This is a genomic window from Bacillus sp. FSL W8-1127 (assembly GCF_038006725.1).
Taxonomy (GTDB): domain Bacteria; phylum Bacillota; class Bacilli; order Bacillales; family DSM-4216; genus Bacillus_O; species Bacillus_O smithii.
Map to the genome: position 1 here is coordinate 2,773,631 of NZ_JBBOVU010000001.1, position 15,662 is coordinate 2,789,292.

Genomic DNA, 15,662 nt, shown 5'->3' on the forward strand with positions numbered 1-15,662 from the left:
CCTGCCATGTTGCTTTTCATCAGCTCATGGTTGCTTGCAAAACTTCACGAACAGTCGTCAAACCTGATTTCGCTTTTAACAGACCGTCATCCAGCAAGAAGAGCATCCCTTTTTTCAAGCAAGCTTTCTCCACTTCTTGCATGCTCTTTTGGTTATAAAGCAATTGTCTAATCTCGTCATCTAAGATGAACAATTCGTGAATGGCCAGCCGACCCTTATAGCCCGTTTGGCGACAATGGATGCAGCCTTTGCCGTAAAAAAGCTTGTCAATTTGAAGTCCGCGCTTTTGAAAGAGCTCTTTTTCCATTTCACTAGGTTCATAAGCTTCGCGGCAATCCGGACAAATTTTACGGACAAGTCTTTGGGATAAAACTCCTTGTAAAGCGGAGACGACTAAATAGGATTCCACACCCATATCATTCAGACGCGGGATGGTGGCGATGGAACTGTTCGTGTGCATCGTGCTGAAAACAAGATGTCCCGTTAACGCAGAACGTATAGCAATTTCAACCGTCTCTTTATCCCGCATTTCCCCCACCATGATAATATTCGGATCCTGTCTTAAAATCGCGCGCAATCCTGTTGAAAAATCAAGACCGATCGATGGATTGACCTGCACTTGATTAATGCCTTCCAGTTCGTACTCAACCGGGTCTTCGATCGTGACAATGTTCACTTCTTCCGTGTTTAAGTGGTTTAAAGCCGCATATAATGTCGATGTTTTGCCTGAACCGGTCGGTCCCGTAATAATCACAAGTCCAGACGGTTTTTCAATCAACTTTTGAAATCGTTGCAAGTTGACTTTATTAAAGCCGACCTCTGAAATATCTTTTCGAATATTTTGCAAATCCAGTAAACGAATCACCACTTTTTCTCCATAAATGGTTGGCAAAATGGAAATGCGCATATCGATCGTTTTGTACTTCGAGAGTTTCATTCTTCCGTCTTGCGGCAGTCGGTTCTCCGTAATATCCATATTGCCCAATATTTTCATCCTTGCGATTAAGGCAGAATGAACGGATTTGGATAAAATCCTTTCCGTCCTTAATAGGCCATCGATCCTGAAACGAACGATCAATTTCGATTCTTGCACATCGATATGAATATCGCTCGCTTTTAATTGAATGCCTGCTTCCAGAATGTCATTGACTAAAGCAACGACGGACTCCTCCGCTGCCTCTGATACATTGGTGCTCGCCGCAGCGGTTTCATTCAACTGATCCTTTCCATTGTAATATTTATAAATCGATGAAATAATATCTTCTCTCGTGGCAATTACGGGTCGAATTTGCAGTCCAGTGGACAGCGTTAAATCATCAATCGTGTAAAAGTCTAATGGATCATACATCGCCACCGTCAGTTCACGGCCTTTTTTCTCAATTGGAAAGACTAAATTTTTCAAAGCAAATTCTTTTGGAATGAATTTTAACAGAGTGGTATCAATGGGGATGGATGGCAATTTTACGTGCGGAATCCCCAGCTGGAACTCCAATACTTCGATTAATTGCTGTTCGTTTAAATAGCCTAAACTAACGAGTACATCGCCTAATTTTTGTCGATTTTTCTTCTTTTTGAGTGCTTCTTGCAATTGGTCTTCCGTAATAACGCCCGCTTCCACCAGTAAATCGCCTAGTCGTTTCCGTTCCATTTCAAAACCCTACTTTCAAACAATTATAGTAGTTTTTTCCCATTCATTATAAAATAGAATAAGAACTTTTAATACCATATTGCGAAAAGGAATGTGGCAAATGTTTCAATGTCGACAAAATGATGAACAAGGATTTACTTTAATTGAGGTGCTGGCGGCCACGACATTACTGTTGATTGTGTTTACTTGCTTGTTCGGGATTTACGTTCAATCTACTGCCTATAATACGTCAAATCGCGAAAAATTACAGGCCGTTTATCTGGCCAAAAAAGCGGTTTCTACATTACGTTCCGATCAAGCAACCGTTCCAAAAAATGCGAAAGAAGGAGATGAAGTCAACATCAGCGCTTACAATCTCAATCAATCTCCTTTTGAAGTCAAAGCAACCGTGATGAAAAGAACGGCAGAGGCCGATCAAGCGCAGTTGCTTCCCGTTCAAATCTCTGTTATCGAAACAAACAGCCAAAAAATCCTTGCGAAAACATTTGTTTATTTGGAAGAGGCATCGTCATGAAAAGAAAGCAATGGAATGAACAAAAAGGAGTCACATTAATCGAATTGCTGGCAGCCATTACGCTAAGCACAATCGTGATTGCGATTGCTTTTTCAGCCTTGTTTTCGGCGATAAAAATATATAAAGATAATCAGGCACAGGCGAGGCTTCAGCAAGAGGCCGACATCATTTTATCCCATTTAAATCAAATAAGCGAAAAACAAAATGAAATAACGATTCGTCTAGGTCCCGACAGCCGGACATTAACCATTGCAGCGAACGATGACACATACACATACGATCAAAACTATTATGAAATCTCCATAAATTCTAATCAACTTCAGCCGGGAGATTCCGTCACTTTGAAAACAAATACACCTATTCCCATTCTTTTGTATGTAAAAGACCGAAATCTTTCCAATCAACAAGTGAAAGTGTCGACAACGCTTGAACGCATTCATTAGGAGGTCCTTCCTTTGATGAAGAAAAACGATGGTCAAGTTCTCATCATTGTCTTGCTCGTTCTTACATTAACGATGATTTTTGTGATCACACTTTTTCCGTTGATCATTCAATCAGCGAAACAAGCCTCTTTATCAGAACAAAAAATGCAAACAAAACATGCAGCTGAAATGGGAATGACCTTATTTGAAAAACTGTTTGATCAAATCATAGACAAAAAAGAGTTTCATTCAGCAGATGAGCTTCAAAATGAAGTGCAAAACAGCACACCGGCGAATCCCGTTTCCCTCAATGACCATGTTGCCTATCAACTGAATGTCGATACAGCGGCTGTCACGAAGAATAACGACAGCATCATTACGATAACCGTTGACAGCTACGGCCTTTATGACGGCAAACAAAAGAAAGATTTGCAAAAGACTTATACCGTCACAATGGGTTCCGTCGACGGTTCAGGATCCAATCAAATTTTTACAAATATAAGTGATTTTGACGTACTGAAAAATCCAAGTTTTTTGAATTTCGGCGACGAAAAATTCGAAGACTTTTATGATAATATCAATTCCAGAACTCACTACGAAGGAAGTTTTAATTTCATCTCTTATAACGAATTAAATCAAAGCGTTGATGTATCACGTTATGCAAAATTTCAAAATACTCTTCGAATGAATCCAAATTCGGCTTTGCAAATTCAGAAGAGTACATTGTTTAATAACTATGTTTCTTTAACTAAAACAAATCTGTTCATTGGCAATGATGTGTACTTCCAAAATTATTTAGACCTCTCTTCACAGTCAAACTTAACAGTCGGAGGGAATGCCAGCTTTAAAGGATTCCATGCGGATCAATCGAGCTTATGGTTCGGTTCCAATGTATACTCTAGCAATAACATCCAATTGACGAATCATTCGAATATGGTTGCCAGCGGAAGCATGTTCATACCGACGGCAAACATTGATCAATCAACTCTTCAAGTGAAAGGGCACTTCTTTGCCAATAACGACATTCAGCTGCATAACAATGCGAAGATGGATATCGACGGAAATGCCTCTTTGTCGACAATAACCATTGACAGCAGCTCCACCCTGACTGTTAAAGGCAATCTCACCGCCAATAATTGGCTGACCATCAATGGGAAAGCATGTGTATATGGAAAGGCAGACAATATCAGAACAAATGCCACTATTCTTCATGCAAGCAGCTGCGACAACCAACCGAATGGCACCGTCTTTGTTCTAAACCAGCCCGTGGCCCCTCCAAGCGGCGGCAGCGGTGACAACAAAAACATAACGGTTGAAGAAGGAGATGTTATCTATAAATAAGGAAAAACCATCCATTAGACTTTCATCGTCCAAATGGATGGTTTTTTGATCGCTTCTTTTATGGATTACGATCAGTTGAATGGCCATGGCTCTGATTCGTATTTTGTGTTGAAGAAGACGGTTTCTCTTGATTGGAGGAACTGCCATTCTGACTGGTTTGAGATGAGTTGTCCGCTTCGTTGTTCGGCGTATTCCCCGTTGTTGTATTTTGTGAAGCAGGATCGATTTTTTCGTTCGCTGTGTGCTCTGTTGCATCATTCTCCGTGCCGGAATTTCCATCGGCCGTTGCGTCACTTTCTGGTTGTTTCAAGTTTTCCACAACAATTTTCGGAATCGGCAAATAAAAATCTTTTGATACAAGAGATTCATAAAATACTTTATGATTCAATGCCACTTGTTTATACAGTTCCGCCGAATACCCGTATTTGCCGTTTTGATTGGCCGCCGTTTCTGCCAACGGTCGGTATTGTATGACTTTTCTTGACGCATACGTTTTTACGTTTTTCTTCACCAATTGATAAGTAAAAGGATCGCTAGGACCGATTAAACTGAGCTTTAATACATGATCTGATATTTTCTCGCTTTTAATGACAAACGCCGTATGATTGGGATTATAAATTTTTAAATCAGCTTTGGAACCGTCCACCCTTGCCTCATAACCTAATTCTATCCCCTCTGGCAAAGTATCACTAATATGTCTTTCTACGATTTGTAAATTGGTTGGCAACGTTAATTGATAGATGGCAGAAGCGCATTGGATGAAAAAGCCTTTGTCATCATTGTCCAGATTTTGGATATAATCATTCAACGAAAAGATTTTCTCCGGCTTCAGCGTCATGGTGGAATTGCTCGACAACCAGTCCTCCATGTCAGCCGGATCATTTACGAAAATCCTTTTGGAATCGATTATTTTCGGTTTGTTTTCAGACGCTTTCAAATATTGGACTAAATCCTCCGTTTGCTGTGAAGAATCTAAACGACCCGCTTTTTCCTTCAGCAGCTGCTTTACCTTTTCCAAATCTATTAAATTGACTAATTCAGGATTTTCTAATTTCTTGAACAAAATCGTTTTAAGAGATTGTTCATCCACTTCTGTATACAGAATATTTTTCTCGCCATCCAGACAGGCGTTCAAAGAAGATGCAACTTTAAAATGCACGACACTCATCGGTACGGAAATCGTTTTATTAAAAAAAGTAAAAGATACTGTCGATTTTTTTTGCCAATCCAACACATTTTCTGATATTTTCGATTCCGCTTCTGCTTTATTCAAAGAGGATATATTAATGGGCCCAATATATGTACCTTCTGCAAATACAGGTTCTTTTTTTGAAAAAGAAGCCATCGCCAAAGAGGTGATCTTCGAAAGAGCCATCAGAACAATTGTCGAAATCAGCAAAATAGCGAAAAAGCGAAACATGTTTGTTCTGTTCATGACAGATCACCTTTTTCATCCGTTTTATTGTTGCGCTGAGCCAGTATATCTTCAAATGAAGACTCATTTTGTTGTAAAGGATCCGCTTCCTCTTTCAATGCTTCAAACCGTTTTTGATACATTTCTTGCATGCTTTCATCTTCATTTAAGGCCGAAATCATTGAAAGATCATATTCCGTGTCAAGGGGAGGAGCCGTTAATTCATCACGCAAAGAATCGGGACGATCTTCTTTCAATCCGCCATTAGGTTGGATCGGGATGTCAAGATTATCTGCCATCGCTGCTTTTTCTCTCAATTCATCGTAGTCAAACTTCGGCTCTGCAAGTTCAAACGGATCCACTCCCGGATTGTCTTCAAACCACGGTTCTCTTGGATATAAAAGAATGGTTAAACATAGAATAAATAAGAACGCGATCGCCACGGCAACGGCATTCGGAAAAATCAAAAACGCTACCTTCGCAATCAAAAAGCAAAAAATACTTGCTATGATCAAATAACGTTTATGGCGTTTACTCATAGATAAAGGAATCATATAAAACAAACAAGAAAATACGATGATCGGAATGACGAAAGATAAAATGGTTTTCATAATGCCCCCAAAAATGAAATTCACTTCTCCCTTCTTGAATCTATTATACTAATAAATAATACCTATTCTATGGAAAAATTTTTATATTTTTAAGCGGCGATCCAATCAGAGGTTAACATAAATAAGCTAATCCCTCTGACGGCCGCTTATCTGCCGACCCTCGGTTTCATATTTTGCCACACAACTTTTTTCATCCAGAAGCTGCTGATCCGTCTTCTCAGATGAAAAGGAATTTTCCTTTACGAACAACTTCATTTTTTCTTAGAAAACTCTTATGCACGTCTTCCTGCCTCTGATTGAAGCGGCTGATCATGATTTAAGAGACCTCTATTTTAGCCATTCGGAAGAATCACAGATTTCAAAAAAGAGCTCTGTCAGAAGGCAAAAATTGTCTCTACTACTTTATTCTTAGCGGTCTTTCTATTATCATTGGTGGAGTAAAGAACATTGACATTTTACTCGAAAAAGTACGAATGAAAAGGCGGGTCTGCATTGATGAAAACCATTTTTGGCTACTTCTTCACTGCCATTCTGATGGCGCTTGCGATTTACTTTTTTTATTTTGCCAATCAGGAAGCGCAGCATGTCGAAAGTTTTGACAAAGTTGTAGAAAAGAAGATTCCGATACATTCGGTGGATCTTTCTCAAGAAAGCAAATTTTTGGACCAGAACGGCCGTACGTTTCTGGAAATTCGCAATCCTTATCGAATTGTCGTGAGCAACAAAGACATTCCCGATTTCATGAAGGAATTATTTTTGCAGTCTGAGGACCGGCAATTTTACGAACATGGCGGCATAGACGCTTTCGCCGTATTGAGGGCGATGATCGTCAATTCTCATTCTCATCAAATCGAGCAAGGCGGAAGCACCATCACCCAGCAGCTGGCCCGAAACTTATACTTGAATTACAACAAAACGTTTAGTCGAAAATTATCCGAAGTGTTTTATGCCTATGAACTGGAAAAAAAATTAACGAAAGATCAAATTCTCAATCTTTATTTAAACACCATTTATTTTCAAAACGGAGTATACGGGGTGGAAGCCGCTTCCCAGTTTTACTTTCAAAAAAGCGTAAAGGATTTAACGAAAGCACAGATGGCTTTTCTGGCGGCGATACCTAATAATCCAAGCTTATATAATCCTCTTACTCACTTTGCGAATACGAAAAAACGACAGGAACGATTGATTGATTTAATGAAGAAAAACGGCTTTCTTACAGCTGAAGAAGCTGAAGCAGCCAAAAAAGAACCCATTACATTAAAATTGAAAAAGCGAATAGATGAATTTCCCAATTATTCCACTTATGTTCAAGAAGAATTGAAAGAACTGATTGCGGAAAAAGAAGGGTATAAAGAAAAACTGGCCAATGCAAATCCTAAGGAAAAAGAACAAATCGAAAAACAGTTGGAAAACCGCTTAAATAAAGTGCTATCATCCGGAATTATGATTTATACCTCTTTAAATCCAATCATACAGCAAAAAGCGGAACACGCTGTTTCTTCCGTTTTGTCTTATACCAATGTGGAAGGTGCTGCTGCGGTCATCGACAATCAACATCGAAACATAATCGCATTAGTGGGAGGAAAAGATTTTCACCATACCGATTTCAACCGGGCATACCTTGCTTACCGGCAGCCGGGATCATCGATTAAACCGCTGCTCGACTACGGGCCGTATATCGATCGTTTCCATGTTTCTTTATCCAGTCTTGTCAATGCCAACAACGTCTGCATCGGCAATTACTGTCCGACAAACTACAGCAAAAAAGAATATGGATACGTCACTCTGAAAAAAGCGTTTGCGAATTCGTATAATACTCCTGCCGTCCGGATTTTCATGCAAACCGGGATCAAAAACTCTTTTTCCTATTTGAACAAATTTGGTTTTGAAAAAGTATCAGAAAGGGACGAGAATCCGTCAGCAGCTATCGGAGGCTTTACTTACGGGATGACTCCGCTGGAAATGACATCCGCCTACACCTCATTTATTGATGGCAGCTATAAAAAGCCTAGAGCCATCCAAAAGGTGACGGATTTAAAAGGACACGTTTTATATCAGTGGAAAGATGAACCTGTCAAAATTTGGTCGCCGGATACCGTATATAAAGTCCGGGAATTAATGGCAGAAGTCGTAAAAAACGGTACTGGTAAAAAAGCGAAAATCGCCCGCCCTTATGTGGGAGGGAAAACCGGAACGACCAACAATTACCACGACTTCTGGTTTGTCGGGCTGACGGATCAATATACAGCAGGTGTCTGGGTAGGAAGGGATACACCGTCAAGCATCGAATCATTGGAACATTACGGACCACAGCTGCTCATTTGGCGGAAGATCATGCAATAATCCAATATTCTTCGTTTTTGAAACAGAAAAATCATTGAAGCAAAAAAGGTCAGCTCCTCCGTCACCCGAATGGGATCGGAAGGAACTGACCTTTTTTCGTCATTTCTCATTTTTGATTTAAATAGGCAATCCGGCCATCGCAGTGTTATAGATTTTCAGAATCATATAGAGCAGAGCGAACGTAATAAAGCCCCAAACGACAATTTGGAAGCAAATAAAACCGACGAGTTTAAACGATGTTGTCAACGAAGGGCTGATTTTATAAACAAAATAAATAAAATAGATTAAAACGGTTAAAAGAAATATGGCGATAATCCCAATGATGGATGCATAACTGCACAACGAAACCAACCCGCCGGCCAAAAAAATAAGTGAACCATTTCGGACGTTTTTTAAAATGTCTCCGTCCGTATCCGTGGAAAAAAAGAGCAAAGCCAGTTCATTGATGGTTTCAGCGACTACTTTTAAAGCCGACAGCGCCATGAAAAACACTGCGATCAGTCCAATTATGACAGCCAGCTTCAATTCTGTTTCCGAAATGATTCCCAGCATTCCTTGATAAATGCCAATCTGTTTCAAAAAATTCATGATGGTGTCTTCCACATAAATCGCCAGTGACAGGCTGAATAATAAAATGGTCAAAAAAGGAAAATAACCTGTTAAATAAGTATTTTTCATGATCAGTCGCTCCTGTTTTTCTCGAATCAACTTTCATTATGCAAGAGCCTTTCTGCATTTACAAGAGCTTTATAGAAAAACATTGATTTTTCGTTTATTTATAGAATGGCAGTCAAAAAATCCCTTTTCTCCATTTTCAATCGTCCAAAAATCTTTTCTCCATCTCCCAACTGCCTGCCATTCTTGAGAGCTTCTAAAACCACTGTACAATAAACGGTCTACGTTTACTTTGCTTTCTTATGTATCATCATTTATTGACAATGGCAACCGTACATCTCGATAAACAAATAAGACGGTCGTTTTCGTCGACGATCCGGATCTCCCATACACACGTAGACCTTCCAATATGCACTGCTTCTGCACGGGCTGTCACCATTCCCTCTGTTTTAGAACGGATATGATTAGCGTTTATTTCAAGTCCAAAGCAGATCTGTGTTTCCGGATCAATAAGTTGTGCTGTTCCTAAGCTTGCAGCGGTTTCCGCCAATGCAACAGAAGCCCCTCCATGAAGAAACCCCATTGGCTGCCGAGTGCGGTCATCTACGGGCATGGTCATGACCACTTTCCCTTTTTTCATTTCGATTATTTTCATGCCAAGACTGGCTATCAACCCTTGTTCATAATTTTCTTCCATATACTATCCCCCGTTTTTTATTTTTCGGAAAATACATTGTTTTTTAAATATTTTCTCTTATTTTATCATAATCACCCCCTGTGCTACATATCTTTTCCACAGAATGACATTTATGAATCAGGAAGGAGAATCTATGAATGCACCAGCCTCCTTTCCCGCCTCATAACGATCCAAATTCTATTCCTTATGGTCCAAATCATCCAACATACATTCCTCCCAACAACCGACAATTTCCAGTCGTCCAGATCAACCAGTTCACTCAATCCGCCAGAAAATCATTGGAACTGTTAAGAGACGCACAACTGTTTTTGAATACGGTCTCCACAAACAGTGCCTATGCAAGAGAGCTGATGGACGCCGCTCAACGTTCGCAAACAACGAAAGTGATACAAATGATTCAATCGATTGGCATTAGAATTCGGCCGGAAATTTATTTTAATCCGGATGGGCTTTTAGTTCGCTTTGCCCGTATGGATGAAGATCAAAAAAAAGAATGCTGCCGATTACTGTTGGAACTTCGTTGGAAGAAATAATATAGGTTTTTAACTTTTCACTGCATTTTTTTGATAGAAAACCTGCTTAGTATGCAAGAGAATAGCCATCCCTTTCAAAGAGGCTGTTGATAACTAGGAAGCCGATCCATGTTTCATAGAGCGGCTTCCTTTGCTCCATTCATCAGCCTCTTTCCTTGTTTAAAAATACGGATATGGATAAAACGGACGCGGACCGTAAAAAGGATATGGCGGTCTAAACAATGATGCCGCTATCGCCGTTCCTAGCAAGCCGCCCAGCAGTCCACCGATAAACGGTTCCCCCGGAAAAAAGCGATGCGGATAATACATATAGGGTAACCTCCTTTTCCTATGCTACCCTATCCTTATGCAAAGACGGAAATCTTTGTATAGGCCCGCCAAAAATTTAGCTTTGAAAAGCAGCGGTACGAAAATCAAACGCCGTATCCTTACTCTTTATCAAATCGATCGACAAATAAAGCAAGCGTTCTCGTCATGACGCCCGTTGCACCTGCAGGCCCCAAGTCGTAGTCTTTATCGGTATCAGCCGTTCCGGCAATATCCAAATGCACCCAAGGAGCTCCTTCCACGAATTCTCCAATAAAAGCAGCGCCCATGATCGCATGGCCTTCTCTGCCGGGAGAATTATTTAAATCGGCTATTCGGCTATTTCGAACCCGTTTTTTATCTTCTTCCGTATAAGGCAGCCGCCAAATATATTCTCCAGCTTCAAAAGAAGCCTCTAAAATTTGTTCAAAAAGCCACTCATCATTGGTGACCGCTCCCGTTTTATCTGTCCCGAGCGCAACGATTACTCCGCCTGTCAATGTGGCCACATCGACTAAATATTCGGCGCCATGATGTTTCGCATAAGTGACGGCATCCGCCAATACTAAACGCCCTTCAGCATCCGTATTCAATACTTCGATCGTTTTTCCGTTCATGGATGTTATCACATCATCAGGCCGAAATGCCGACGCGCTCACGACATTGTCTGTAGCCGGAATGACTGCCACCACATTTTTTTTAGGTTTCCATTCGGCGATCGCCTCCATTGCCCCAAGTACAGCTGCAGCCCCCGCCATATCGGTTTTCATGCCGACAAGTCCGTTTTTCGTTTTGAGCGAGTAGCCGCCCGAATCATATGTAATGCCTTTTCCGATGAGCCCGATGACATCTTCCCACTTTTCTTTTCCTTGATATTTTAGCGTAATCATTTTTGGTTCTTCTTTGGAACCTTGATTGACGGCCAAAAAAGCGCCCATTCCCAGTTTTTCGATTTCGCTTTTCCCAAGAATCTCTACTTCCAATCCATATTTTTCTGCCAATTGGCTTGCGTACGTAGCAAGATAGGACGGAGTCAGCAAGTTGCTTGGCATATTGACGAGCGTACGAGCGGAATTCGTCGCTTTTCCAAGTATGTATCCTGCTTTGGCTGCTTGTTCGATTTCTCCGATCGTATGGCTGCTGTAAACAGTCATTTCCTCAATCCGCGGTTCCGGCAGATTGGGTTTTTGCTTATAATCACGGAATTCATATGTAGAAAGCGGAACCGCTTCGCCTAATGCCGCTGCAGCTTGAACGGCATCCCATTTATCCGTTATAAACGTATCAAGCGCAATGGCGGCCTTTTGAACCGGCGTATTTTTTATGTATTTGGCGGCTTTTCCAAAAGCCATTTTTAATTTCTGAATCGTGAGTTCTTTTTCTTTTCCCAAACCGACAAATAAGATTCTTTTGGCAGGCACAAAACCAAATGTATGGATCAGTTGCACGCTTTTATATTTGGCGGAAAGATCCCCGGTCTTTACAAGTTCCGTCAACTGACCTTGAAACGCCTCATCCAATTCGCCAAGAACTCCTTCAAACTTAAGGGGTTTATCCAACAAACCGACGATTAAGCAAGGCAATTCTATTTGAAACGGATTTTCATGACTAAATTGAAACATCTTTTAACACCTCCAACACCATTATAACCCTGGCAGAAAATAAACCACCAGAAATGATCATGGATATTTGGAGTTGTTCACTTCCAACTGCTATTTACTGGAAAAAAAGAACAAGACAAAAGGATCAACCCCTCCATCCCGCTCTTTCTGTACAAGCTCAATATGGAAAGATGATCCTATTTGACTCTCGAAATTTTTATTCATTGCGGGTTTTTATATATTGCTGCCGGTATACTTGCAAAGCTTTATTTTGGTTTAAAGAAGCCAGCGTTTCTTCTGTCAAAGTTCCTTTTCCCATTTTGACAATATAAACGGCCAGTTTTTTCTTCCCCCACTCTTTATAAACATCATCAACTGTCTCGTAATATAGGTCAATCCGATTTCCTTTGATTGCGCTCCCGGTATCCGCCACCACTCCATAGCCATATCCGGGAATGAACAAAATCGTTCCAATCGGAAAGATCGTTGTATCAGCGGCAATAGTCGAATAAAGATCTCTTTTTACCTTGACGCCTGAATATGTAATACCATAACTGGGATGGCTGGGAGACTTCCCCGTTGATTCTTTTCCGGCTGTATAACCTGTCGCAATCACCGTTTTTTGGGGGTATTTCGACCAATCAACATCTTGTTCCAATATACGGGGCTGCTTCTCCCTCTCCGGTTGGGCATTCGCTTGCACAGGTTTCATAAGCAGCTGATCGATCCTTTTTTCGGATAATCCTTCAAGCTTTCGCTCACTCGTTTCCATCTTTGATAAAATCGTATGTTTAAGAGCCCAATTTCCAATCATAGCCGCATCTACTCCGGAAATCGTTTCAAAAGTGGCCATAAGTGCGATCAAAAATAAGATGGTCATAAAAACTCTTTTGGACGTCCGTTTTATTAGTCCCATCCTTTCACTCCCCTCACCCTATTGGTCTCCAAATGATGGCCACATTATTCAAAAATGGAGAAAAAACTTGGTAAAGGTTGGAGTGAACAAAAAAGGCTTCGTGAAGAAAATCCATGATGAGAATGAGAAGAACCCGTTTTATACAAATCACCCATGATGAGATGACCTAAAAAGAAAAAAGCCGGCTTTTCTTCGATTAGTCCATCAGTGCCTTATTAGAAGCTTTTGCGAAGGCATTCCCTCATTTTTTTGTTTCAAATTGTGCTACAATAATGCCAAAAATGATCTGGAGGCATGTATATGTCGGAACATCACTTTCGTTTAAAAGCAAACTGGCCCGGCCTGCGAAATGATGTTGGGGAAATAAAAGCTGGGAATTTACGGACAAAGGTTTCGATTCCGGCGGAAATGGACGGCCCAGGCGTCGGGACAAATCCGGATGAAATGCTTTTAGGGGCGGCAGCCACTTGTTATATCATTACATTGGCCGCCATGTTGGAACGAAGCAGGCTGGAGAAGAAACAGTTAACGTTGGAATCAGAAGGGATCGTTGAAGTAACCAATGGCGTATTGACTTATAAAAAAATCATCCATCGTCCGAAAATAGTCCTTCATCGTGATGCAACCGCCAAAGAAATCAGCCGAGCACAACGTCTTGCTGAAAGAGCAGAATCGTCCTGCATGATTTCACGAGCCGTCAAAGGAAATGTGGAGATAGAACTGGAAATAGACATTCAAGTTGCTTCCGAATAACCGTGAACATAAAACTTTTAACGATTTTGGAGCAAAAAAGAGACTGAATCCAAAAGAGTGATTTCCTTTTGGATTCAGCCCTTCAAAACATTCGATATCCTTTTTTTCTTAATTCCTTTATGACAATTCCCGATAAAACGGCCCCGGCTAAGCCGCTTAACAAAATCAACATATCGGCCGGTTTCAGTCCTATCAATCTTTCTCCTAACGTAGTGAAAGCCTCTCTAGTATGCGTTATATAAGAAAGCGTACTAATCCCATCTACAATGATCAACACAACGAGAGGATATAAAATCGACATGATCCATGTCATTCGAAGCAGCATATTTAAAATAAATCCGATTCCGAAAAAAAGCACAAAAAACAGCAGCATCGATATAAATAAAACAGCAATATGCACTAGGAAACACCCCACAGGACTTAAAAGTATACTGAATATTCTTATATACGCCAATCTTCCCGATTATTCCTCCATTCCAATCTCATTTATTCTCTCATTTTTTCAATCCCTTTTGATTTCTGGAAGTGTTTCCCATTTTAAAAGGATAAATGTGAACAGGTAGTCCTTGCTGTTGATTTTTGTTTCAACGATCACACAAAAAAACAGAACGGCTTATTACGCCGTTCTGTCGTTGTATTACCTTTTTATTTGTTGTACAATCAGCCGTTTTGTTATCTGTAAAAGGCTTAGCTGACTGTCTTAGAAAAATTTGAACTTTCCTTTTTTCAGTACTAAGGACAAACCGCCAATCATAAACAAAGCACGGTTGTCAATCACTTTTTTCATAAAGGAAGCTTTTGTACCTTTCAGCTTTCTGCCGAATACAATTCCGATTGCGTCGTCATCGCCAAGAGAACATACCGTTCCTTTATTATCAAATACAAATTTTTGAGTTTCTTGTCCTTTTAATAAGGCTACGATATTTTTCGCACACACCACACCTTGCTGCATGGCAATTTGGGCAGTCGGCGGATATGGACGATTCGTTTCTTCATTAATGACAAGCGAACAGTCTCCTACAATAAACACATTATTGTAGCCAGGAGCTCGCAAATCTTCTTCTACTTTTACACGGGCACGATTGTTTTCAAAACCGGCTTTTTCAATGACAGAGTTTCCTCTAACTCCCGCAGCCCAAACAACAGTTCCTGCCTTAATTTCTTCGGTTTCATTTTCGCCTTTCGCTACGATAATACCGTCAGGAGTCGCTTCTTTAATGGCCGTGCCGATTCGGAATTCAACGCCTTTCTTTTGCAGCTGTTCCATTGCATATTGAACAAGTTCCGGATCAAATCCAGGAAGAACAGTTGGCGCTGCTTCTACGCAGATGATACGCACTTTTTGGAAATCAACGTCGTATTCGCGGCAAAGTTCAGGAACACGATTGGTCAATTCCCCTAAAAATTCGATGCCAGTAAATCCGGCACCGCCGACAACGATCGTTAAACGTTCTTCTTTTTTATCTTTTTCAGTGTTGTAAGTAGCAAATTGAGTTTCGATATGCTCGCGGATACGGCGGGCAGCATTCACGCTCGTGATCGCAAAAGCATACTCTTTCAAGCCTTTAATTCCGAATGTTTCCGATTCAGGTCCTAAAGCGACAACGAGATAATCGTAGTCCAATTCCCCGTTATTAAGAACTACTTTATTTTCGTTTGGTTTAATGTTTTCAACAGTAGCTTGAACAAATTTGACTTTGCTGCGGTTAATTACATTGCTGATCGCATAGCGCACCCGGTCGTGATGAAGGGTTCCAGCAGAGGCTTCGTGAAGCCAAGTCGTTTCATAGTGATAGTCATGTTTGTTCACTAAAACAATTTCCGCTTCGTTTTGGCTTAACATCTTTTGGAGGCGCGTTACAGTCATCAATCCACCATAACCCGCGCCAAGTACAACGATTTTTGGCTTAGTCACTGTTATCACTTCCACCTTTTTCTTTTAGTATGA

General features: G+C 40.7%; 16 protein-coding genes. 6 read left to right on the top strand and 10 right to left on the bottom strand.

All coding sequences use genetic code 11. The features are described from left to right. Nucleotides 1-19: 19 nt before the first annotated feature. Complete coding sequence (locus tag NST12_RS13055) at nt 20-1,648, bottom strand: GspE/PulE family protein (RefSeq protein WP_341101452.1); 1,629 nt, start codon at nt 1,646-1,648, stop codon at nt 20-22. Nucleotides 1,649-1,748: 100 nt separating this feature from the next. On the opposite strand from NST12_RS13055, the gene NST12_RS13060 reads away from it, so the two are divergent. Genes NST12_RS13060 through NST12_RS13070 form a run of 3 tightly spaced genes read left to right on the top strand, consistent with a single transcriptional unit; the run spans nt 1,749 to nt 3,925 of the window. After that, nucleotides 1,749-2,162, top strand: coding sequence for a type IV pilus modification PilV family protein (locus NST12_RS13060; protein WP_328200941.1), 414 nt, complete (start codon nt 1,749-1,751; stop codon nt 2,160-2,162). Continuing rightward, nucleotides 2,159-2,605: a PilW family protein gene (locus NST12_RS13065; protein WP_327797038.1), complete on the top strand. Its 447-nt coding sequence runs from the start codon at nt 2,159-2,161 to the stop codon at nt 2,603-2,605. The genes NST12_RS13060 and NST12_RS13065 overlap by 4 nt, the downstream gene beginning before the upstream one ends. Before the next feature lie 15 nt (nt 2,606-2,620). Then, nucleotides 2,621-3,925: a hypothetical protein gene (locus NST12_RS13070; RefSeq protein WP_327797039.1), complete on the top strand. Its 1,305-nt coding sequence runs from the start codon at nt 2,621-2,623 to the stop codon at nt 3,923-3,925. 58 nt (nt 3,926-3,983) lie between these two features. On the opposite strand, the gene NST12_RS13075 is transcribed toward NST12_RS13070, so the two are convergent. Next, a complete protein-coding gene (locus NST12_RS13075) occupies nt 3,984-5,360 on the bottom strand; it encodes a VanW family protein (protein ID WP_341101454.1) in 1,377 nt (458 codons plus the stop codon). Beyond that, a complete protein-coding gene (locus tag NST12_RS13080) occupies nt 5,357-5,974 on the bottom strand; it encodes a hypothetical protein (RefSeq protein ID WP_341101456.1) in 618 nt (205 codons plus the stop codon). The genes NST12_RS13075 and NST12_RS13080 overlap by 4 nt, the downstream gene beginning before the upstream one ends. Before the next feature lie 471 nt (nt 5,975-6,445). Here NST12_RS13080 and NST12_RS13085 point away from each other — a divergent pair, with 471 nt between their 5' ends. Then, nucleotides 6,446-8,293 (top strand): transglycosylase domain-containing protein, encoded by a 1,848-nt coding sequence (locus NST12_RS13085; RefSeq protein ID WP_341101457.1) that lies wholly within the window; start codon nt 6,446-6,448, stop codon nt 8,291-8,293. Between the two features lie 117 nt (nt 8,294-8,410). On the opposite strand, the gene NST12_RS13090 is transcribed toward NST12_RS13085, so the two are convergent. Beyond that, the gene (locus tag NST12_RS13090) at nt 8,411-8,971 is read right to left on the bottom strand and encodes a DUF5366 family protein (protein WP_341101458.1); all 561 of its coding nucleotides are present in this window, start codon (nt 8,969-8,971) and stop codon (nt 8,411-8,413) included. 247 nt (nt 8,972-9,218) lie between these two features. Next, on the bottom strand, nt 9,219-9,605 hold the full coding sequence (locus tag NST12_RS13095) for a hotdog fold thioesterase (protein ID WP_327797043.1): 387 nt from the start codon (nt 9,603-9,605) through the stop codon (nt 9,219-9,221). A 137-nt stretch (nt 9,606-9,742) separates the two neighbouring features. Between NST12_RS13095 and NST12_RS13100 the strand changes: the two genes are divergently transcribed. Further along, on the top strand, nt 9,743-10,138 hold the full coding sequence (locus NST12_RS13100) for a hypothetical protein (protein WP_048623912.1): 396 nt from the start codon (nt 9,743-9,745) through the stop codon (nt 10,136-10,138). Between the two features lie 159 nt (nt 10,139-10,297). Here the strand turns inward: NST12_RS13100 and NST12_RS13105 are convergent, their stop codons facing one another. The 3 genes from NST12_RS13105 to NST12_RS13115 form a co-directional block, all read right to left on the bottom strand. Then, the gene (locus NST12_RS13105) at nt 10,298-10,447 is read right to left on the bottom strand and encodes a hypothetical protein (RefSeq protein ID WP_003353567.1); all 150 of its coding nucleotides are present in this window, start codon (nt 10,445-10,447) and stop codon (nt 10,298-10,300) included. A 119-nt stretch (nt 10,448-10,566) separates the two neighbouring features. Next, nucleotides 10,567-12,066: a leucyl aminopeptidase gene (locus NST12_RS13110; RefSeq protein ID WP_341101459.1), complete on the bottom strand. Its 1,500-nt coding sequence runs from the start codon at nt 12,064-12,066 to the stop codon at nt 10,567-10,569. 196 nt (nt 12,067-12,262) lie between these two features. Continuing rightward, on the bottom strand, nt 12,263-12,961 hold the full coding sequence (locus tag NST12_RS13115; protein ID WP_003353569.1) for a 3D domain-containing protein: 699 nt from the start codon (nt 12,959-12,961) through the stop codon (nt 12,263-12,265). 300 nt (nt 12,962-13,261) lie between these two features. Between NST12_RS13115 and NST12_RS13120 the strand changes: the two genes are divergently transcribed. Continuing rightward, on the top strand, nt 13,262-13,714 hold the full coding sequence (locus NST12_RS13120; protein WP_270584447.1) for an OsmC family protein: 453 nt from the start codon (nt 13,262-13,264) through the stop codon (nt 13,712-13,714). Between the two features lie 82 nt (nt 13,715-13,796). On the opposite strand, the gene NST12_RS13125 is transcribed toward NST12_RS13120, so the two are convergent. Then, a complete protein-coding gene (locus NST12_RS13125; RefSeq protein ID WP_048624522.1) occupies nt 13,797-14,087 on the bottom strand; it encodes a YuiB family protein in 291 nt (96 codons plus the stop codon). A 327-nt stretch (nt 14,088-14,414) separates the two neighbouring features. After that, nucleotides 14,415-15,638, bottom strand: coding sequence for an NAD(P)/FAD-dependent oxidoreductase (locus tag NST12_RS13130; protein ID WP_174521023.1), 1,224 nt, complete (start codon nt 15,636-15,638; stop codon nt 14,415-14,417). Between the last annotated feature and the right edge of the window lie 24 nt (nt 15,639-15,662).